Origin of the sequence: Kroppenstedtia sanguinis, from assembly GCF_050433445.1 — a bacterium.
GTDB lineage: Bacteria > Bacillota > Bacilli > Thermoactinomycetales > DSM-45169 > Kroppenstedtia > Kroppenstedtia sanguinis.
This window is the reverse complement of the sequence record NZ_JBNPXF010000006.1, coordinates 1-18665: the sequence shown is the minus strand read 5'-3', so window position 1 is coordinate 18665 and position 18665 is coordinate 1. Positions and strand designations below refer to the sequence as shown.

The following is an 18665-nucleotide window of genomic DNA, read 5'->3' as shown; positions in this document are numbered from 1 at the left end:
GCAGTCATCTTGCGGCTGTTTTCTTTTTTCGCGGTTTCTTCTTCTGTCCCCCGGATTCTGCCAGACTCGCCTTTAGGGCCTCCATCAGATCCACTACTCGCTCCGGTTGACGCTCGGGAGCTTCCACGACTTCCTCGCCTTTAACCTTTTTCCCTATGGCCTCTTCCAGCGCCTGCCGATACTCATTCTGGTACTTCTCAGGTTGAAAGGCGGTGGTTAACTGATTAATCAGCTGTTTGGCCATCTCCATCTCCTTTTCCGGCAACTCCACCTTGGCGGGAACCTCCGGGACCTGGCCTGCATCCCGGACCTCATCAGGGTAGAAGATTGTCTCCATTACCAAACAACTCTGATGTACACGTACCACCGCCAGGGACTGTTTGGATCGGATCGTGATTTTGGCCACTCCGATCTTGCCTGTTTCGGCCATCGCATCCCGTAGCAGGGAATACGCGTGATCCCCATGTTCTCCGGGGCCGAGATAATAAGATTTGTCATAATAGATGGGATCGATCTCCTCCAGCTTGACAAAATCCAAGATCTCAATCGCCTTCCGGTTTTCAGGAAGGATCGCATCCAATTCCTCTTTTTTCATCAATACAAACTGGTGATCTGCATATTCATATCCCTTGACCACCTCTTCCCAGGGAACCTCCGTGTCACAAGTGGGACAATACCGGGAATACTTGATCGGGGTTTTGCATTTCTCATGAAGATTGCGGAAGGAAATGCTGTGATCCTGGGTAGCCGAAAACATGCGGATTGGAATATGAACCAGACCAAAACTGATCGATCCTTTCCAGATGGTATGCATGAATGAATCCCTCCTTACGGGCCAATAGCATCCGCCTTCGATAAAATTCCTTCCCAACATTGACGGGATTGCTCTCTCCGCCCAGTCAACAGATGACAAAGACCCTCATAAAAAACAGGTTCTTCCCACTGGGGAGAAAGCTCCTGTGCATTTTGAAAGGAGATCGCGGCTTGCTCGGGATCCTGTTTTTCCAGGAGCACCCGTCCCAATTGGTAATATCCCAGGGAACGAGCTAGGGTATCCTCAGTTTCAATCCCTTGGCGGGCGATGGTTTCCGCTTCATCTAAATCCCCACAATGGACAGACAGTCGGGAACGGAGAGCCAGCCACAAGGGATGTTCAATCAGCCCTTGTGGAAGAGCGGAGAACACCTTTCTCACCTGGTTCGCGTCACCGGTCTGCAGAAGATACCAAACGTAAGTAAACAGGAGATCTTGATTCTCCCGATCCAAAGTCAGTCCCTTTTTCAGGATCGCGAGGGCCTCTTCACTCTCTCCTGACACCCACAGATTCCAGCTTAACCCGTGATAGGCTCCCACCCTTTGGGAATCCGCATAGATCAATTTTCGGTACCATTGAATCGCTTGCTGGGTTTTTCCTTGCTCTTCAAAATGATGAGCGATCGACTCCACGACAGCCGGATGGCGAGTTTTTTGATACGTGGCCATTCTCCAGTAGGATACACTGTCATGATGCCCCAATTTTTCATAACAACAGGAAAGATAATACATCGCCTCCCAATCTTCCTCATCCACTCTCAAGGCATGAAAAAAAACCGGGATCGCCTCATGATAATCACCCAAACGATAATAACAGGCTCCTAGGTTGAACCAGGTGTCCCCGCTCTCTTGATCCAGAGTCAACGCCTGCTTAAATTGACGAATCGCCGTTTCATCCTCCTGCTGCCGCACATGGATACAGCCCAGCATATGGTGGGCAAAGGCATTTAACTGGGAGACCTCGGAAGTTTGGAGCACCAGTTGAAATTGGCGCCGGGCTTCATCCAATTTCTCCTGTTGAAAATCGCTTAGACCCAGGTACAACCGTCCCAACAGAAACTCAGGCTCTTGTTCCACCACCTCATGAAAGTAAGGACGGGCCTCTCCAAACATCTTCAGTTGGTAATACCCCTGCCCTTGGCGAAAGGTTTGTACCACCTGACTATCGAGGAAAAACTCCCCGCTAACTTCCTCTTCCTCCTCAGCCAATTCTGGATGTTGCTTAAGAATCGAGGCTACTTGTTCCTCCAACACCGCCCAACCTTCCAATAAAGAATGGGTATGTTGATGGATTTTTTGAAACTCCGACCGCAACTGACTGCGCTCTTCCAAGGTAACAGTACCGTTTTCATAAGTTTTGGCAATCTGGGACAGATGGGTTTGCATTTGTTGCAACCAGGGTTGTAACATCGTTTCACCTCCTGTCAGTCTTTGTCGGTTTCAAAGTAGTCTCCCCACAGGATGTAAAAAAATGATCTGTTGTTTTCTTCCGGGATCCGGTGGCGGTATCATAAATCGCAGAAAAAGGAGGAGAATGGTTGGATCTAGATTAAAGTATGCAGAGGAGACAAATCTCAAGGGAGGACCAAAAGATGATCGTACTGACCACCCTGGAAGAGGATCAACTGCCATATATTCAGAGGTGGGCCGAAGGAAAATCGACTCCATGGCCCTGGAAGCGAGAGGTAAAGGAAAAAACTCTATGGGTATTAAAAACCCCCGGAACGTGGGCGTTTGTTGTCGCTTTTGTTGAACAGAATCCTGGTAGTCCTTCTGCGACGCCGTTAATTCTCTTGAAAAATGCTTTACCTTTGTACGAATCTCCCTGGCTGACATGGACCGGACCTTTGGAAGCAACAGACTGGTCGCGAATGAAAAGACGAGTCCTCTTTCACAATCCGGGTCTGGCAGGGTGTTTAACCGAGTGGGAATCCCGTTTGGGACCATAGTCTCTTTATCACATAGGCCCTTTGCAGTTTCGCCGCTATCAACTGAACAAGCCCTTTGCCGCCAATCGGCAAAGGGCTTGTTTGTATCGCAAACTAATTTATCATTTAAATAGTCGTACCATGGACCTCTTCCCCAATCATCTCCTGCACTTGATTCCCCTCACCCAAGATGGCTACTCGAGGGCGGTGGTGTGCCGCCTCTTCTGAGGTCATCATGGCATAGGAGATGATAATCACCGTATCGCCGGGTTGGACCAGCCGGGCAGCAGCCCCGTTGAGGCAGATGGTTCCGCTACCCCGGGGACCAGGGATCACATAGGTCTCCAGCCGGGCCCCGTTATGATTGTTCACCACTTGCACTTTTTCATTGGGCAGGATCTCCACTTGGTCCAATAGATCCTCGTCGATGGTGATACTGCCCACATAGTTGAGATGGGCCTCAGTTACGGTAGCTCGGTGGATTTTGGATTTCATCAGGGTGCGGTACATCTTCTTCCCTCCTCTTGGGCCAGATCACATTGTCAATCAGGCGGGTCGATCCCAGATAGACGGCTACCGCCGCGATCGATGGGCTATCGTCCAGTCTCTCTAGAGGTTCTAGCCCAGGGTAGCTGAGGACTTCCACGTAATCAATCGAGAGACCTGCGGTCTGCTCCAACCTTTCCCGTATAAACTGGACCGCCTCCTCAGCTTGGCACAGCCGCCCCGCCTCCCGTTCCCGAGTCGCCTCCCGGAGGGTTTGATACAGGGTGGTGGCCTGCCTCTTCTCTTCTGGGGTCAGATAGACATTTCGGGAACTCAGCGCCAGACCATTCTCTTCCCGCACCGTCGGACAGGTGATGATCTGGACGGGGAGGTTGAGATCACGCACCATCTGTTGGATCACCGCCGCCTGTTGCGCATCCTTTTGTCCAAAGTAAGCCCGGTCTGGCTCCACGATATGGAACAACTTCGAGACCACGGTAGCGACACCGTCGAAATGGCCCGGGCGGGAGGCTCCACATAATCGATCCGTCAGACCTGCGACCCGAACCGTGGTCTTCCCTTCGCCGGGATACATCTCTTCCACCCCAGGGGCGAACACTAGATCGGCCCCCGCTTCTTCTGCTAACTGACAGTCCCTCTCCAGGTTCCGGGGATATCGATCCAGGTCCTCATCGGGACCAAACTGCAAGGGATTGACAAAGACAGATACGACGACCTGTTCGCATTCTGCCGCAGCTTGTCGGATCAGACTGAGATGACCCTCATGCAGAGACCCCATCGTTGGCACCAGTCCCAGCTGCCTCTCCCGCTGAGGGCGGAGCAGGTCTCTGAGCTGAGCAATCGTCTTTATTCTCTGCATGAATCGTTCTTCCTTTCACCGGTGAGGTAATCCACCACCGCTGGAGCCCGGAATGTGTGTTTTTCTCCGGGAAAGCTTCCTTCCCGAACCTCTTGTACATAGTTCCGGATGCCCTGGACGGCTATTTCCCCCAACTGTGCGTAGGTTTTGACAAAAGAGGGCTGGATCTCGCTTCCATACTGAAGCAAATCATGATAAACCAGAACCTGTCCGTCACAGTTTACCCCGGCTCCAATCCCGATCGTGGGGATGGAGAGAGAACGGGTGATCCAGGCGGCTACTTCATCAGGCACACACTCCAACACCAGAGCAAACGCTCCTGCCTTTTCCAACTGTCGGGCTTCCTCCAACAGTCGTTGAGCGGTTTCCGCGTCTTTTCCTTGAATCCGGTACCCCCCCAATTGATGAACCGACTGCGGCGTCAAACCGATATGACCCATCACGGGAATTCCCGCAGCGGTACAGGCGCGAATTCCGGGAAGAACAGCTTCACCGCCTTCCACTTTCACCGCCCGGGCCCCTCCTTCTTGCATGAGTCGTCCCGCCGCTTTCAATACTTCCTCCCGATCGAGATGAGCGGTCAGAAAGGGCAGGTCAGCCACGACTAGGGCTCTTTGCGACCCCCGAGTCACCGCTCGGGTATGATGAATCATATCATCCATGGTGACCGGAACGGTGGAATCATATCCGAGCACCACCATCCCCAATGAATCCCCGACCAAGAGGAGATCCGCTCCTCCTGCTTCCGCTAGTTTTGCCGAAGGATAGTCATAGGCAGTAATCATGGCGATTTTGCTGTTTTCAGCCTTCATTCGGCTGAGCGTCCGAAGCGTCACGCTTTTTCCTTGTGCAGACATGGCACAAACCTCCTTGTGTGATGCTCCGGAGTCAGAGGTGGAAACCGTTAAAAAACCACCTTTTCAGCCCAAATAGGAACAGAAAGGTGGTGGCTTTTTCAACCATACCTCTGTCTCCGTCCCATAGGCTCAGAGCAGATTGAGAACAGATGAAACAAACCAAAGAACCCAGGTGACACGTGCGACTCCAGAAGGATGCCGCCGCTGTCCTCTTTAGGGTAAACGAAAACCGATCGCTTCTCAATAGTCGATTTCTGCGGAAAAAACTGGACTCACCTGCCCCCCTCGCTGGATCAAAAGCGCTCCAGATGAGTCCAGTCCCACCGCCGTCCCTTCGACAGGACCGTCAGGAGTCAGGGTTCGAATCTGGCGTCCCAGCATTCCGGCATACTCCTCCCAGAGGATTCGGATGGGATCGAAACCATGAATGAGATAAGCATCATACAACCCTTCCAGCTCTTTGAGGATCTCGGCGATAAGTTGCGCTCTAGGATAAGTCCTCTTTCCTTCGATGGCCAAAGAAGTGGCTGTTTTTTTGACATCTTCGGGCCAACTGGACTCGGTCACGTTGACATTGATCCCCATTCCTACGACCACATATTGGACCTGATCCTGCTCTCCCCGGGTCTCCGTCAGGATCCCGCAGATTTTCTTGCCCTGGATCAGCAGATCATTGGGCCATTTGATCTGAATCTCCAAATCCGTCGCTTTCCGGAGCGCCCGGGTGAGAGCCACCGAAGTGAGCAATGTGAGTTGGGGAGCCTGGATGAGGGGAATCGACGGCTGTAAAATCAGGCTCATCCAGATTCCGCTACGAGGTGGGGAAACCCAGGTGCGACCCAATCGCCCCCGGCCCTGTACCTGTTCCTCGGTGATCACCAGGGCTCCCTCCTCCACTCCTTCACGGGCCCATTCATGGGCCAACAATTGCGTGGAATCCACCTGTTGTCGATAGCGAATCTGTTGCCCGAAACGATTTGTGGACAGATGGAGTTTGACCTCCTCCGGTGCCACCCGGTCCGGACGGTAAAGCAATCGATAACCTTTTTTGGGACGAGCTTCGATCTGATACCCCTCTTTCCTTAACTCTTCTATCTGTTTCCAGATGGCTGTCCGGCTGCATTGCAACCGATCACTAATCTCTTCTCCGGATACAAAATGATCTTGCCTATCCAGGAAAAAAGAGAGCAACTGTTCACGAACTCGACTGGACAAGTCGACGTCCCTCCTCCAGCAGTGCCTCGGTCTCATTGGGAAGTTCTCCGAGAGCCACTTTTTTCAGCAAGATGTCCAGTACTTGCCCGGTCCAAGGTCCCCCCTGGCGTCCCATGGCTTCTATCAGTTTCCCGCCATTGACATTTAGCTCCCCTAGATGGCGCACTGGCATCTCCTCTTGCCACCGAAGCAAGGCCTCCCGGAGTCCCTTCTCTTCCTCTGAAACCCAAGGATGGATGGCAGCCGCGGTCTCCAAGGCAGAGAAAAGTTTTTCTACTCCATGGGAGAGGAGCAACATTTTCCCGTTATAGACATCTTCGCGGGTGAGGCACCAATCCGATCCCAATCGGTAGACAGAAGCGATGTTTTCCACGTCTCGGGCCGGCAGGCGAAAACTTCTCAGACAGGCTCTGGATTTCTTTGTAGAAACTCCACACAAGTGCAGAAATAAAGCCCAGCGGGCCCATCGCCCAATGGGGCGATCGATCTCCTGCAGGGAGCTAGAGGGGGGGCTGACAGGATCCTCCCAGTAAGAAAAGGGAGGCAGGTGCGGAAACAATCCGAATTCCCATAGCGGCCGAACCCCTTGGGATGGCTTGTTTGTCGTCCACATTTTCTCCAGCTCCTGTGTCACTCGTTCCACTGCCAAGTGACACAGGAGGGATTTTTGACGGAGTAGGGCTTTTTTTGTCTGTTCATCTATCCGGAATCCCAACTGGGCGCAAAATCGGAGGGCCCGCACCATCCGCAGGGCATCCTCCTGGAATCGCACTTCGGCTTCCCCCACCGCCCGCACCACTTGGGATTGGAGATCTTTTCTCCCTCCGAAAGGGTCGATCAGATGCCCACGACGGTCCCGAGCCATCGCATTGATCGTAAAATCCCGACGGGCCAAGTCCATTTCCAGAGTCTTTACAAACTGCACTTTCCCTGGATGACGGTGATCTTCATAAGCGGTTTCTTGCCGGAAAGTGGTCACCTCTACCGGCTGTCGATGGATCAGGACGGTCACAGTTCCATGTCCGATGCCTGTAGGCACTGTCTTTGCAAACAGCGACTGAACCTTTTCAGGGGAAGCATCTGTCGCTACATCATAATCCGTCGGTTCCTGCCCGAGTAACTCATCCCGCACGCAACCTCCCACCCAGTAGGCTTGAAATCCGGCCTTTTCCAACCTGCTCAATACCTGAAGGGAAGCAGCCTGGGCTTCCTTCATAGTTGAATCACCCTTTGGTAGAGGGATTCATACTGATCCGCAATTTTTGATGCCCCAAACTCTTCACGAGCTCGTTGGAGACCCCTTTCCGCAAACTGATGATGCAACTGGGGATCCGAAAGTAATTGGATCGCATAGCGGGCCATTGTCTCCACCTCTCCAATCGGGGCCAGGTATCCTGTCTCGCCATGGACCACGACTTCCGGAAGGCCGCCGGCATTGGAACCGACCGTGGGCACACCGCAAGCCATCGCCTCCAGCGCCACCAGTCCGAAGCTTTCCTTGGAGGAGGGGAGTAACAGAAGGTCTGCCAGGGAGATCAATCGAGCCACTTCATTCTGTTTCCCCAAGAAATCGATCCGGGATTCCAGACCCAGCTCTTGAGCCAGATGAACCGCCCCGGAGGAGTCCGGCCCTTCCCCGACCAGGATCAGGCGAGAGGGAACTTCCCGGTTTACCTGTTCGAAGGTCCGGATCACATCGAAGACCCGTTTCACCGGGCGGAAATTGGAGATATGCAATAAGATCTTTTCATGGGGAGCTGCATACTCTTTCCGCAGATCTGACACGTCTGTGGGTTTGTACACCTGCGGATCCACAAAATTATAGATTCGCTTCAGTGGTTTGTCCACACAGAGAAGTTCTCTCGTCTGTTGGATCAGATCCTCGGATACCGCCGTCACCACGTCGCTCTCACGGATTCCGAAACAGATGATATCTTTGAGGGAAGGATCTTCTGCCATCACTGTGATATCCGTCCCGTGTAGAGTGGTAACGACTTTCAGCGAGTCTCCTACCATCTGTTTGGCGAGATAAGCACAGAGAGAATGGGGAACCGCATAATGAACATGAATCAAGTCGAGCTGGTGTATTTTGGCCACTTGGGCCATCTGGTTAGCCAGTGCCAGGTCATAGGGCGGATAACGAAACACCGCATAGCGGTTGGCCTCCACTTCATGATAATGAATATTATGATGAAATCGCCCTAGCCGAAAAGGCATGTCATAGGAGATGAAGTGTACCTGATGACCTCTTTCTGCCATCACCTTCCCAAGCTCGGTCGCTACCACACCCGATCCGCCGTGACTGGGATAACAAGTGATTCCGATACGCATAGCTCTCTCCCTCTCTCAAATCAGCTGATCCATGGGGATCGCACTCGCCGATACCAAGCCCTCAGCATGGATGGTTCCAATCTGGTGTCCCCAGATCTGATCCCGTCCCTCCACCATCCTCAGATAGGTGGGCCGGTTCAAGGGGGTATCCGCCCGGTTTGGACCGGGAACAAACTGACTTTCAAAAGCGAGGATCGCCTCTTTTTTCCGCGGGTAGACATCGCTCACATCGATAATCACATCCGCCTGGCCTGTGTGATTGATGAAATAGAAAAAGAGCTGCTGAACCCGGTGGGGAGCCTGTCCATCCTCTGCGGCTTTCTTGCGGATCCCTGCATCAAACACCGCTTCACGAACCAAACGACTGCAGGCGGTATGATCTGGATGCCGATCCTCCCAGTGAGGCGCCAACACCACCCGCGGTTTTAGACGACGGATCAACTTCACCATTGCAGCCAGTTGCTCCGGGGATCCTACCAGCCCTCGATCCGGGAATCCCAAACGATACCGGGCGGATAACCCCATAATTTCCGAAGCCCGGTCGGCCTCTTTCCGACGAGTGATCACATCCCCGTTGGAAGAAAGCTCGCCATCAGTCAAATCACAGATCGCTACAGAGATGCCCCGGGTGGTATGGCGTAGGACAATCCCAGAGGCCCCGATTTCCACATCATCGGGATGAGCGCCAAAAGCGAGGATCTCCACTTGAGAATCAGATTTTTCCATCGGTTTCATCTTCCCCTCTCTCTTCACGTTGGTGCACCAGATGTCGCCAATCGAAATCTCCATGTGGAATCGAACGGATCAACACCTCAGCCGCCGCCAAATTAGTGGCCACCGGAACATTGTGCACATCTGCCAATCGTAACAATGCCAGAATATCCGGCTCATGGGGTTGCGCAGTCAGCGGATCGCGCAGGAAAATGATACAGTCCAGCTCATTTTCCGCCATTAAGGCCCCGATCTGTTGATCCCCTCCCAAAGGACCTGACAAAAACCGGTGAAGTTCCAGCCCAGTGGCCTCCTGAATCCGCTGCCCTGTAGTTCCCGTTGCATACAGGGTATGCTCCTTCAAAATCTGCTGGTAAGCGATCGTAAACCGAACCATCTGTTCTTTCTTGCGATCGTGAGCAATCAGAGCGATCTTCATAGGCTTCCCTCCAGGACCATATTCGTGAAAAAACCCACCCGGTAGTGAAATCACCTACCGCGCGGGATGTCATCTGGAAATCAGAGCTTAACTCGGGTTGAATCGAGTTCATTATATTCTAATCCAAAAACCGAAATCAAGGAAGTGGAAGTCATGGATTTCTGTAAATCATGACTTGTATAGAAGTGTGATGTCTGTAGTGCAAACCAGTTTATTGATTAGTTATAAGAAATAACCTCATTTCCTCCCTGTTTCGCCGGGTCAGATAGATTAGGTTTTTCTTGGTGCTACCCGACAGCGGATTGAAGTGTAGATTCTCTTCACCCCCAGCGTTGTGAAAAGTGCGCCCTACCTACAGAACATCCATCGGCCTTGGATCACTTTGCTCCCCTCGCACTAGCAGGGGGGTAGATCGGTAACGGAAAAGATCATGTGAGATCCCATCTTGACCGTCTGTAAAATCTTGACCCTATAGAACTGCCCATGAAAATCGCACACCCGGACCTTTCCAACATAATATGGGTGATATCAGACAACCGCTGAGAGAATCGAATAGGTGGAGGAGAACAGCAAACGATGCTACCTATGGAAAGATATTTCGGTGAATTAGAACTGGTTCACCAATTTTATGGAGCCATGCCTACAGGGGTCAGTTTGTCAGAAACCGGTCGCGTTTTTGTTTGCTTTCCAAAATGGGGAGACGATGTTCAAGCTACCGTGGCCGAAATCATTGGAGGTCAATTGTTCCCTTATCCGAGTTTAGAAGCCAATGTGTTTCATCCTGAGAGAATCACCAGCTCGTGGATCAGTGTCCAAAGTATCGTGGCGGACGGTAGAGGAACGCTGTGGATACTCGATACAGGAGCACCTCATTTTTCTGAACCGATTCCAGGGGGGGCTAAATTAGTCGCTGTCGATTTAAAAACGAATACCATCCGAAAAAGTTATACTTTTACAGAGGACGTGGTTCTACCCACCACTTACCTGAATGATGTCCGATTTGATTTTCGTGCGGGAAAAGCAGGTACTGCCTATATCACGGATTCTTCATCTAAAGGACCCGGAGCAATCATCGTCCTGGATTTAGAAAGCGGAACCGCGTTCAGACGGTTAAATGGAGCCCAAGCCACTTCCCCCGATCCCTTGTTTTTACCGAAAGTGGAAGGCACCATTTTGATGAATCGAAACCCGGATGGCTCCACTTCCCCCTATAAAGGGGCGTCGGATGGATTAGCCATTTCTCCCGATGGGTTGACTCTGTTTTTTTGTCCACTAACCAGTCGTCATCTGTTCTCAATCTCTACAAAAGCCTTACGGGACCAAAGGATTCCAGATGTCGATTTACCTGATCTTGTACAGTATTGGGGAGAAAAAGGGGCATCGGATGGAATGATCACCGATGCCCAAGGAAACCTTTATGCCGGGGATTATGAAAACAACAGCATTCGAAGGATCCGTCCCCATGGTGTCATAGAAACCATTGCACATGACCCCAGAATCTTATGGCCAGATACTTTTTCCATCGGTCCAGACCAATACTTGTATTTCATTGTAAACCAATTGCATCGGCAAGCCCGATTCCACTATGGAAAAGACCTCAGACAAAAACCCTACAGTCTACTGCGGATCAAAATCGATGAATTACCGGCCCCTAACTTCTAGTTTCGCTCCGTAACATCGCATCGATTTTGACCATCTACTCCGTCCTCGGGGGCGGTTTTTTTCGTTTGTGAATTTCCAAATTCCCTTCGGCTAAACGTTGATGTACTACAGTCCATCCGAACATCGCATTGAATGATGTGATTCCGTTTGGATCAAGATATAGTTGCACAAAAGAAAGGGAGCGATACAAATGAGATTTTCAGATAAAATCGTCTTGATCACAGGTGCGGCTGGCGGAATTGGGATTGCGGCAGCCAAAGCCTTTGCAAAAGAAGGGGCTAAGTTAGCCCTGGTGGATCTTTCAAAAGAAGCATTAGAAAAAGCTACAAGCTCCATGACTACAGAGGATGTTCTATTACTGACTGCCAATGTTGCCAATGAAGATGAAGTGAAACGATACGTGGAAGAAACCGTGAACCATTACGGACGTATCGATGTGTTTATTAACAATGCTGGGATAAACGGCAAGTTTGCCAACCTGGTCGATCAGACAGCAGAAAATTTTCAGGCGGTATTCAACGTAAACGTCATGGGCGTCTTCTATGGTTTGAAACACGTATTGAAAACCATGAAGGAGCAAAAGAGTGGGGCCATCGTCAATACCGCTTCCAATGGCGGCTTACTCGGCTCCCCGGGGATGGGCCCCTATATTGCATCCAAACATGCGGTGATCGGTCTCAACAAAACCGCGGCTTTGGAAGCCGTTGAGTATGGTATTCGAGTCAATGCAGTGGCTCCTTCAGGTGTCGATACGGCGATGATGAAATCCATCGAGACCAATGCCATGCCTGGTAAAGAACAGGAAGCAAGGGAGCAGTTTGAATCCACAGTACCTATGAAACGCTATGCCACTCCGGAAGAGATTGCCCAATTGATGCTATTCCTCGCATCCGATCAAGCTTCATTCCTTACAGGATCCTACTATCGAATCGATGGGGGACAAGGAGCAAACTCTGTTTAAACAGGATTTCCTCTAGCAGGCTTCTGAAAATCAGGCCATCGCCATTTCAGTGCTTTCGTCCATCTGGTAAGATGGACTTTTTTCACTGTCTACTGTCCGTGCGTTGATAAAATATCTCCTCTGGATAAGGAATTGTCAGCTTAGGCCTGAAAGTAGGATTGATATAGCGCACAGACTCCCCATCCATGGCTTGAAGAGTCCCACTTTCAACCGTGCACTCATACATGATGATCAGATATTCCACTCGGTTTCCATCCGAATAAGTAAATCTGAAATCTTTTCCGCCAAATACATCCATTAATTTTTGCGGAAGCACGAGTAATCCCGTCTCCTCGTAGACTTCACGTTACACCGCCTCCACAGGAGTTTCACCCAGTTCAATCGCCCCCGCTGGCAAACTCCATAAATCATGATCCATCGATGGCCTTTGAAAAAGAATCTCACCTCCTTCATTGCGAATGATGACTGCAACACTTGGACTGAATATCAGTTCCGTCCCAATCCTGTGACGGAGGTTTTTGTAATAATCGGACATTGGCATTGATTTTCCCCCGATCCTGAACGTAGTTGATTTCAGACCTATTCCCCTTCATCCGATAAGGCTTCCCGAAGTTTTTGGATGCAGTCGATGACATAGGTGAGGTTTTCTTCATCATTCATCATCGTTCTTGCATGCAGTAGTGAAGGTCTCAACGACTCCACTGATCTTCCAAAAGGGTTCATCCACTATCCACAGGTGAAAATGATGAGTGGTGTCCTCATTGTAAAAATAATAAACATGGTCAATGCCCACTACTGCGGACTGGGCACTGCGGATTTTCCTTATGAGATGGATATAGCGGATGGCCTCCACCTCCGTCAGTTCATCCAACCGGTAAAAATGCCTTTTGGAAGCTAGGATAACTAACCCCGGAATCGGATAAGCGATATCTTGGTGAACATGAAAATACTCATCCTCGTAGATGGCTCCACCTGTCGGTTCGATCACCCCGCTGGTAATGGCGCAACTTAAACACTCCACTTCAACCACACATTCCACCCTCCCCTTCAAAAAGCCGGAATCCCCTTCCTACGGGGACTCCGGCTTTTTATTTCCTCAGAGATCCATCACCTTCTCTAAACCATAGACCAATCCGGTCTGTTTCATCACTTCTTCCACCGCCAACTTGACACCGGGCATGAAGGATTCCCGGTTCATCGAATCATGACGCAGGGTCAAAAGTTGTCCAGAACCGCCGAACAGAACCTCCTGGTGGGCGACTAAACCTGGCAGACGGACGCTGTGGATGCGAAAGCCATCCCGGTAGCCACCTCGGGCCCCTTCCAGGATCTCTTTTTCTTCAGGGTGTCCCTGTTTTTTCTCTGCCCGTTCTTTAGAGATCAACTCCGCCGTCTTCAGAGCCGTACCTGAGGGGGCATCCAATTTGCGGTCGTGATGCATCTCAATGATCTCCACATCCGAGAGATACTTGGCTGCTTTGCCTGCAAAGACCATCATCAATACTGCCCCGATAGCGAAATTGGGAGCGATGATCCCGCCGAGCCCCCGTTCTCGACATCGATCATCCAACTGTTGCATCTCCGCCTCCGTCAGACCCGTCGTTCCCACTACCGGACGGACACCGGCGTCGATGGCCAATTCCATATGTTCCTTGACCAGGGCAGGGGTTGTCAAATCGATCAGCACCTCCGGCTGCCCCTGTTGCAAAGCCTCCTCCAAGGAATTCGTCAAGGGGACACCCACCCCCCCGATACCGATCACCTCCCCGATGTCCTCTCCTGTATGGGTTCGGGCTACCGCACCGGTCAGCTTGAAATGGTCTTCCCCAGCGATCATCCGGACCGCCTCCCGACCCATGCGGCCTGTGGCTCCCGCCACCACAATATGAATGGGATTCATGATGTTCTGCTCCTGGCGGCTTCCTGTCAGGAGCACTTCCCTCCTTTATATCTAGAGTTATGTATCGATCCGGGTCCAGCGATCCGCATCCCGGCTGTTATATTTTTGCATCACCATTTGGAAGGCATCTTCCAGACGGATCCCCTGGGAGTTCGCAAAACAAATGATGATGAACAGAAGGTCCCCCAGCTCCATCTCCATACTGTTTTCCTCTTCTTCGGCTTTTTTCGGTTTCTCCCCAAAGCGATGATTCACCTCTCGCGCCAGCTCCCCCACTTCTTCCGTCATGCGGGCCAGCATGGATAAAGGTTGGAAATAACCCTCCTTGAACTGGGAGATATAGGCGTCCACTTCCTGTTGCATCTCCTTCATCGTCTTTCCGTCCATCTTCTCCCTCCTCTCCATCCTTTTCTTATGGTAACCCATCAGTTTAGCGAAAACAAACTCCCTCCCGAGAGAAATCGACCGGGAGGGAGAATACTAAAAAAACTCTTGCTGAACTTTCTGCAGACCGGAAAGAACCCTGACCCTTTTATCCTGATTTATATTGCCGGACAGGCCTGTTGATTAGCCCTATTTTAGGCAGGAAATCAGGTCGGGAGGGTGGACGGTAAAGACGTTTTTTGCAAGAGATCGTAGCCGTCCCACCCTCCCTGTCCCCTCAAGCGATGTTTTACGATGGAGGGGCAATGGGAAGAGCGATCGTTTCGTTCCCATCATCCACTTTGTGATTCATCAACAGCCCTGATTGCCGGAGTCGAAGCAGGTCGCTATAATAGACCGAGGGTCTCTAAAAAAAGGAAAGGAGGCAACAATGTGTACAAGCACATCAAGCCTGTGTTAATGATCCTGACCGGTGCGTTTTTATACTCCATCGCCATTAACTATTTCGCCATCCCCAATAAATTGGCTGAGGGTGGTTTCACCGGGATCGCTTTGGTGTTGCACTACTTATTCGGTTACTCCCCGGGAACCGTCATCCTCGTCATGAACATCCCGCTCTTTTTTGTCGGGTATAAGGTGTTTGGAAAACGAGCCTTCTTTTATACCGTCCTAGGTACGGTATCTGCTTCGGTCGCCGTCTGGATCACAGAAGGAGATTATCAACCCATCGGCGATCCACTCCTTGCTGCCCTTTATACCGGTGTCCTCATCGGCGGCGGACTAGGACTGATCTTCCGAGCCGGGGGAACCACCGGGGGAGTCGATATTATCGCCCGTATGGCCCACAAGTATTGGGATTGGAGTATCGGCCGAACGATGTTTCTCTTTGACCTGCTCGTCATCGCCGGCTCCGCTTTCATCATCGGCCGGGAAAAGGCCATGTACACAGTGGTTACCGTATTTGTAGGCTCTCGGGTGATCGACTTTGTCGTAGAAGGATTGAACACTTCCAAAGCAGCCACTATCATCTCCAACAAAGCCGTCTCCATTTCTGAAAAGATCACGCGGGAGATGGACCGTGGGGTCACCCTGTTGAAAGGACGTGGCGGATACACCGGAACCGATAAAGAAGTGCTGTATGTCGTGGTCAGTCGAAACGAACTTCCAAAAATGAAACAGTTGATCCATACCATCGATCCCTATGCCTTTGTCGTCGTCCACGATGTGCGGGACGTACGAGGAGAAGGGTTCACCTACGACCGAGAGTAACCACTTCCTGTTGCTCGCTACGATACTTTCTCCACCCCACGTAACCGAGGGCAAGCAGGAGCACTCCACTGACAGTGAAAGCCGGTAGCCTCCAATCGGGGCTTTCACCACTGACGGCCCATACCCCTTCTTCTTCCCTGAGCATAGACGGTTGAATCATTGGCTCCCATTGTTCCAGAGCAGATTGCAGAGGAACCCAAGTTACTGGACTCTTTCCCGCCTGACTCTTCAGGGAATAAACATAGGATTGAATCCTCCCAGCTGTTTCCGGATGACGGGAGACCCACAAGGCGGGTTCAATCTGACCGAAGTGAACTTTCAATTTTTCTGCCCCAGAAAGGACTGTCTCCGGATGGTCTTTTTTTATTCCCCTTTGGATCTCTCCAATATCATTACCTATCTTGGAAACATAGCCCTGCCACAGAGGCTGATCCGGATGGGCCAGTGCGTCGAAGGCCAACCGCAACCGTTCCGAAGCTTCACGTAATCTTTGAGGTCGTCTCATCACCCGCACCAGCTCCTGATCCAAATCGACCAGTGTGTCCGACAGCGCACCGATCCCTTCTACAGAGAGATGCACCTCGGAAAAATCCCCTTGGGAGAATCTACTCGCCAGCTGGGACAACTCCTCTTGTGCTTTTCCCACCTTCCCTTCCCTTACCAACTGATCCACCCGCTCCGCCTGCTGTGACCAACCCTCCACGGACTCCTTTCCGGACGCCCAGGCCCAGCCACTCCCTCCCAACCAAATCAAAATCCCACCCAACACCCCAACCATCCAACGCATCTACTCATCACTCCCCGGACAGGCTCTTCTACTCCATCCTATGCACAACCTGTCCAAACATGAGAAGTGACATTAAAGGAGCTCTGTTTCCTTACCGGCTCACGAGCCGGTAATTCAGTTGGGTAAAGATGGTCTGCACTGCAAACAGGTTTATTTATATTGAATCAAAATGAAGCCCCTTCACATCCGTATCTGTGATCGGGATAAGATGAATATAAAAAATATTCCGTTTTTTTGAGTTCGAGACCCTATGACCGGCAAGACTCAAAAGAACACAAGCCTCTCCAGATTCGCCTTTCGCTCTCGGCTCTCGGTATTCATTCTTTGCAAGAGAACGTAGCTGTCCCCACAAACCATATCATGATCTTACTTCCTGGTTAACCAACAACTCTAAAAATTTGTCACCTTTACCATTCTGAACAGCTAATTTCCAAGAACAGGCCTTGCCCCTAGCAAAAACGCAATAAACCGTCACCAGATCAGGCCTGTTGATTAGCCCTATTTTAGGCAGGAAAAAGGTCGGGATGGTGGGACGGTGAAGAGCCTTTGCGCTCTTTGCAAGAGATCGTTAGCCGTCCCACCATCCCCTCAAGCCATATTTTACGATGGGGGTAATGGGCAGCGGAAAGGATCGTGTGCTGCCAAAGCGAGACCTGGGAGCGGAAGCGACTCTGGCGAGACTTGTGCCCTGTGGGTGCAAAGCGACCTTTGCGCCATGGGCACTACAATTTGAAGTTAAGGATGCGCCACAGGCACTACAATCTCGATGGGCTGAAGCCCTGGAATAAAGGTAGCACCACAGGCACTACAATTTAAAAGAGCTGAAGCTCTAAATTAAGGAAGCACCATAGGCACTACAATCCAAAGGAGATGAAGCTCTAGATGAAGGAAGCACCATAGGCACTACAATCTCGATAGCAAGGTTGCCATCCTACCCAGCGGAGAATCTGGAGAGAGGACGTTTAGGGGCATTCTTCCTTGTGTTGCTTCCGTAAGGCTTTGCCCCTGCCCGATGGTCAGATTTGGAGCGGCCAGTCATTACTTCCTTCCAAAATACGGATAATCAACACGCCTGAGTTGACCTATATTAATGCTCGATTACTCTCTTAGTAGGCCCCTTGGGAGTATGTCAATTCATAACTATGGCTGTAGATTTCAACTAAATTGCCGAAAGGATCTTCACAATAAACCATACGATAGGGCTTTTCCCCAGGGTAATATTCACGTATTGGCATACGCTGTTTTCCCCCATGAGCTTTTATTTTTTCAACAAAACCCTCCACATCCGGATCTTGAACTGCATAGTGAAAAATACCTGTTTTCCAATACTCGAAATTATTTTCAGGCGTTTCATTGTTTTGGAACTCAAATATTTCAATACCTATTCCGTCAACAGTTGATAAGTGCGCAATACGGAATTGTTCCCATCCGGTGCCGAACACATCTTTGCACATTATCCCAATTGGACTGTCATCTTCTTTTACTTCTGACGGTTCCATGATTACATACCAACCCATCACCTCTGTATAGAATTTGACGGCTTGATCCAGATCAGGAACAGAAAGGCCGATATGTGAAAAAGATCGTGGATACCTCATCTTGATCTCTCCTGTCATGATATGTTTTGTAAACCAAACTATTTTCCGAATTAGTATAACATGATTAGATGTGTCTAATACATCCACCAAATCAAATCCACTGTATTCCTTCATTTGACCAAGGGCACAGGCTATATCTCGACGACTCTGAGAAGCAAGTTTAGCTACCAGTGTTGACTGGGCTGAGCGCAGGAAAACAGTTGCCGCCCCTATCACTGCTGCCAGAGCAAACACTTGCCAAGGTGCAGCTGTCAAAGGAAAAACCATAAAGCCCACTATTAATATCCAGAGCAATCTCCAAGATCCAGCGAGCTCCTAGTCGGTTAATAAGAAAAACGGCCACGGGGGTTGGTCTTGACCCCGTCAAGTAGACAATGAAAAAAGAACGGTTATGCGGCGACTTTTTCCCGATGCTCAACAGGGGAAAAGTCGCCCAATTTTTTC

General features: G+C 50.7%; 18 protein-coding genes and 2 pseudogenes. 4 read left to right on the top strand and 16 right to left on the bottom strand.

Annotation, left to right across the window (positions count from 1 at the left end; translation table 11 throughout):
- Positions 1–4: 4 nt before the first annotated feature.
- Positions 5–814 carry a non-homologous end joining protein Ku gene (gene ku, locus JOD24_RS05130; protein WP_429246445.1) on the bottom strand — a complete coding sequence of 270 codons (810 nt, stop codon included), beginning with the start codon at positions 812–814 and terminating at the stop codon, positions 5–7.
- Between the two features lie 14 nt (positions 815–828).
- Positions 829–2223 carry a tetratricopeptide repeat protein gene (locus JOD24_RS05125; RefSeq protein ID WP_429246444.1) on the bottom strand — a complete coding sequence of 465 codons (1395 nt, stop codon included), beginning with the start codon at positions 2221–2223 and terminating at the stop codon, positions 829–831.
- 182 nt (positions 2224–2405) lie between these two features.
- On the opposite strand from JOD24_RS05125, the gene JOD24_RS05120 reads away from it, so the two are divergent.
- Positions 2406–2762 carry a hypothetical protein gene (locus tag JOD24_RS05120; RefSeq protein WP_429246443.1) on the top strand — a complete coding sequence of 119 codons (357 nt, stop codon included), beginning with the start codon at positions 2406–2408 and terminating at the stop codon, positions 2760–2762.
- Positions 2763–2867: 105 nt separating this feature from the next.
- Here JOD24_RS05120 and panD read toward each other — a convergent pair whose 3' ends face one another.
- The 8 genes from panD to mgsA form a co-directional block, all read right to left on the bottom strand.
- The gene (gene panD / locus JOD24_RS05115; protein WP_429246442.1) at positions 2868–3251 is read right to left on the bottom strand and encodes an aspartate 1-decarboxylase; all 384 of its coding nucleotides are present in this window, start codon (positions 3249–3251) and stop codon (positions 2868–2870) included.
- Positions 3202–4107, bottom strand: a complete 906-nt coding sequence (gene panC, locus JOD24_RS05110; RefSeq protein ID WP_380163119.1) for a pantoate--beta-alanine ligase — start codon at positions 4105–4107, stop codon at positions 3202–3204. The genes panD and panC overlap by 50 nt, the downstream gene beginning before the upstream one ends.
- Positions 4095–4964, bottom strand: coding sequence for a 3-methyl-2-oxobutanoate hydroxymethyltransferase (gene panB, locus JOD24_RS05105; RefSeq protein ID WP_380163118.1), 870 nt, complete (start codon positions 4962–4964; stop codon positions 4095–4097). Before panB ends, panC begins: the two co-directional genes overlap by 13 nt.
- Positions 4965–5204: 240 nt before the next feature.
- On the bottom strand, positions 5205–6179 hold the full coding sequence (locus JOD24_RS05100) for a biotin--[acetyl-CoA-carboxylase] ligase (protein ID WP_380163117.1): 975 nt from the start codon (positions 6177–6179) through the stop codon (positions 5205–5207).
- Positions 6160–7395 carry a CCA tRNA nucleotidyltransferase gene (locus JOD24_RS05095; RefSeq protein ID WP_380163116.1) on the bottom strand — a complete coding sequence of 412 codons (1236 nt, stop codon included), beginning with the start codon at positions 7393–7395 and terminating at the stop codon, positions 6160–6162. Before JOD24_RS05095 ends, JOD24_RS05100 begins: the two co-directional genes overlap by 20 nt.
- The gene (bshA, locus tag JOD24_RS05090) at positions 7392–8510 is read right to left on the bottom strand and encodes an N-acetyl-alpha-D-glucosaminyl L-malate synthase BshA (protein ID WP_380163115.1); all 1119 of its coding nucleotides are present in this window, start codon (positions 8508–8510) and stop codon (positions 7392–7394) included. The genes JOD24_RS05095 and bshA overlap by 4 nt, the downstream gene beginning before the upstream one ends.
- A 15-nt stretch (positions 8511–8525) precedes the next feature.
- Entirely contained in the window at positions 8526–9236 is a 711-nt protein-coding gene (gene bshB1, locus JOD24_RS05085; RefSeq protein ID WP_380163114.1) for a bacillithiol biosynthesis deacetylase BshB1, read from the bottom strand.
- On the bottom strand, positions 9223–9660 hold the full coding sequence (gene mgsA / locus JOD24_RS05080) for a methylglyoxal synthase (RefSeq protein ID WP_380163113.1): 438 nt from the start codon (positions 9658–9660) through the stop codon (positions 9223–9225). Before mgsA ends, bshB1 begins: the two co-directional genes overlap by 14 nt.
- Before the next feature lie 576 nt (positions 9661–10236).
- Between mgsA and JOD24_RS05075 the strand changes: the two genes are divergently transcribed.
- Positions 10237–11322 carry an L-dopachrome tautomerase-related protein gene (locus tag JOD24_RS05075; protein ID WP_429246441.1) on the top strand — a complete coding sequence of 362 codons (1086 nt, stop codon included), beginning with the start codon at positions 10237–10239 and terminating at the stop codon, positions 11320–11322.
- Positions 11323–11512: 190 nt separating this feature from the next.
- A complete protein-coding gene (locus JOD24_RS05070) occupies positions 11513–12283 on the top strand; it encodes an SDR family NAD(P)-dependent oxidoreductase (protein ID WP_380163111.1) in 771 nt (256 codons plus the stop codon).
- An 82-nt stretch (positions 12284–12365) separates the two neighbouring features.
- Here JOD24_RS05070 and JOD24_RS05065 read toward each other — a convergent pair.
- The 4 genes and pseudogenes from JOD24_RS05065 to JOD24_RS05050 form a co-directional block, all read right to left on the bottom strand.
- Positions 12366–12824, bottom strand: a pseudogene (locus JOD24_RS05065) (NUDIX domain-containing protein).
- Between the two features lie 38 nt (positions 12825–12862).
- Positions 12863–13334, bottom strand: a pseudogene (locus JOD24_RS05060) (HIT family protein).
- Between the two features lie 45 nt (positions 13335–13379).
- Positions 13380–14183 carry a 4-hydroxy-tetrahydrodipicolinate reductase gene (dapB, locus tag JOD24_RS05055; protein ID WP_380163109.1) on the bottom strand — a complete coding sequence of 268 codons (804 nt, stop codon included), beginning with the start codon at positions 14181–14183 and terminating at the stop codon, positions 13380–13382.
- 57 nt (positions 14184–14240) lie between these two features.
- A complete protein-coding gene (locus tag JOD24_RS05050) occupies positions 14241–14570 on the bottom strand; it encodes a nucleotide pyrophosphohydrolase (RefSeq protein ID WP_380163108.1) in 330 nt (109 codons plus the stop codon).
- Positions 14571–15026: 456 nt separating this feature from the next.
- On the opposite strand from JOD24_RS05050, the gene JOD24_RS05045 reads away from it, so the two are divergent.
- Entirely contained in the window at positions 15027–15836 is an 810-nt protein-coding gene (locus JOD24_RS05045; protein ID WP_380163329.1) for a YitT family protein, read from the top strand.
- On the opposite strand, the gene JOD24_RS05040 is transcribed toward JOD24_RS05045, so the two are convergent.
- Both JOD24_RS05040 and JOD24_RS05035 read right to left on the bottom strand, forming a co-directional pair.
- Entirely contained in the window at positions 15817–16623 is an 807-nt protein-coding gene (locus JOD24_RS05040) for a sporulation protein YpjB (RefSeq protein WP_380163107.1), read from the bottom strand. The genes JOD24_RS05045 and JOD24_RS05040 overlap by 20 nt on opposite strands.
- A gap of 1106 nt (positions 16624–17729) precedes the next feature.
- Entirely contained in the window at positions 17730–18221 is a 492-nt protein-coding gene (locus JOD24_RS05035) for a lactoylglutathione lyase family protein (RefSeq protein WP_380163328.1), read from the bottom strand.
- Positions 18222–18665: the final 444 nt, after the last annotated feature.

Coding starts and splice junctions, on each gene's coding strand:
- ku (WP_429246445.1), bottom strand. CDS start 814: ATGCATACCATCTGGAAAGGATCGATCAGTTTTGGTCTGGTTCATATT.
- JOD24_RS05125 (WP_429246444.1), bottom strand. CDS start 2,223: ATGTTACAACCCTGGTTGCAACAAATGCAAACCCATCTGTCCCAGATT.
- JOD24_RS05120 (WP_429246443.1), top strand. CDS start 2,406: ATGATCGTACTGACCACCCTGGAAGAGGATCAACTGCCATATATTCAG.
- panD (WP_429246442.1), bottom strand. CDS start 3,251: ATGTACCGCACCCTGATGAAATCCAAAATCCACCGAGCTACCGTAACT.
- panC (WP_380163119.1), bottom strand. CDS start 4,107: ATGCAGAGAATAAAGACGATTGCTCAGCTCAGAGACCTGCTCCGCCCT.
- panB (WP_380163118.1), bottom strand. CDS start 4,964: ATGTCTGCACAAGGAAAAAGCGTGACGCTTCGGACGCTCAGCCGAATG.
- JOD24_RS05095 (WP_380163116.1), bottom strand. CDS start 7,395: ATGAAGGAAGCCCAGGCTGCTTCCCTTCAGGTATTGAGCAGGTTGGAA.
- bshA (WP_380163115.1), bottom strand. CDS start 8,510: ATGCGTATCGGAATCACTTGTTATCCCAGTCACGGCGGATCGGGTGTG.
- bshB1 (WP_380163114.1), bottom strand. CDS start 9,236: ATGGAAAAATCTGATTCTCAAGTGGAGATCCTCGCTTTTGGCGCTCAT.
- mgsA (WP_380163113.1), bottom strand. CDS start 9,660: ATGAAGATCGCTCTGATTGCTCACGATCGCAAGAAAGAACAGATGGTT.
- JOD24_RS05075 (WP_429246441.1), top strand. CDS start 10,237: ATGCTACCTATGGAAAGATATTTCGGTGAATTAGAACTGGTTCACCAA.
- JOD24_RS05070 (WP_380163111.1), top strand. CDS start 11,513: ATGAGATTTTCAGATAAAATCGTCTTGATCACAGGTGCGGCTGGCGGA.
- dapB (WP_380163109.1), bottom strand. CDS start 14,183: ATGAATCCCATTCATATTGTGGTGGCGGGAGCCACAGGCCGCATGGGT.
- JOD24_RS05050 (WP_380163108.1), bottom strand. CDS start 14,570: ATGGACGGAAAGACGATGAAGGAGATGCAACAGGAAGTGGACGCCTAT.
- JOD24_RS05045 (WP_380163329.1), top strand. CDS start 15,027: ATGATCCTGACCGGTGCGTTTTTATACTCCATCGCCATTAACTATTTC.
- JOD24_RS05040 (WP_380163107.1), bottom strand. CDS start 16,623: ATGCGTTGGATGGTTGGGGTGTTGGGTGGGATTTTGATTTGGTTGGGA.
- JOD24_RS05035 (WP_380163328.1), bottom strand. CDS start 18,221: ATGAGGTATCCACGATCTTTTTCACATATCGGCCTTTCTGTTCCTGAT.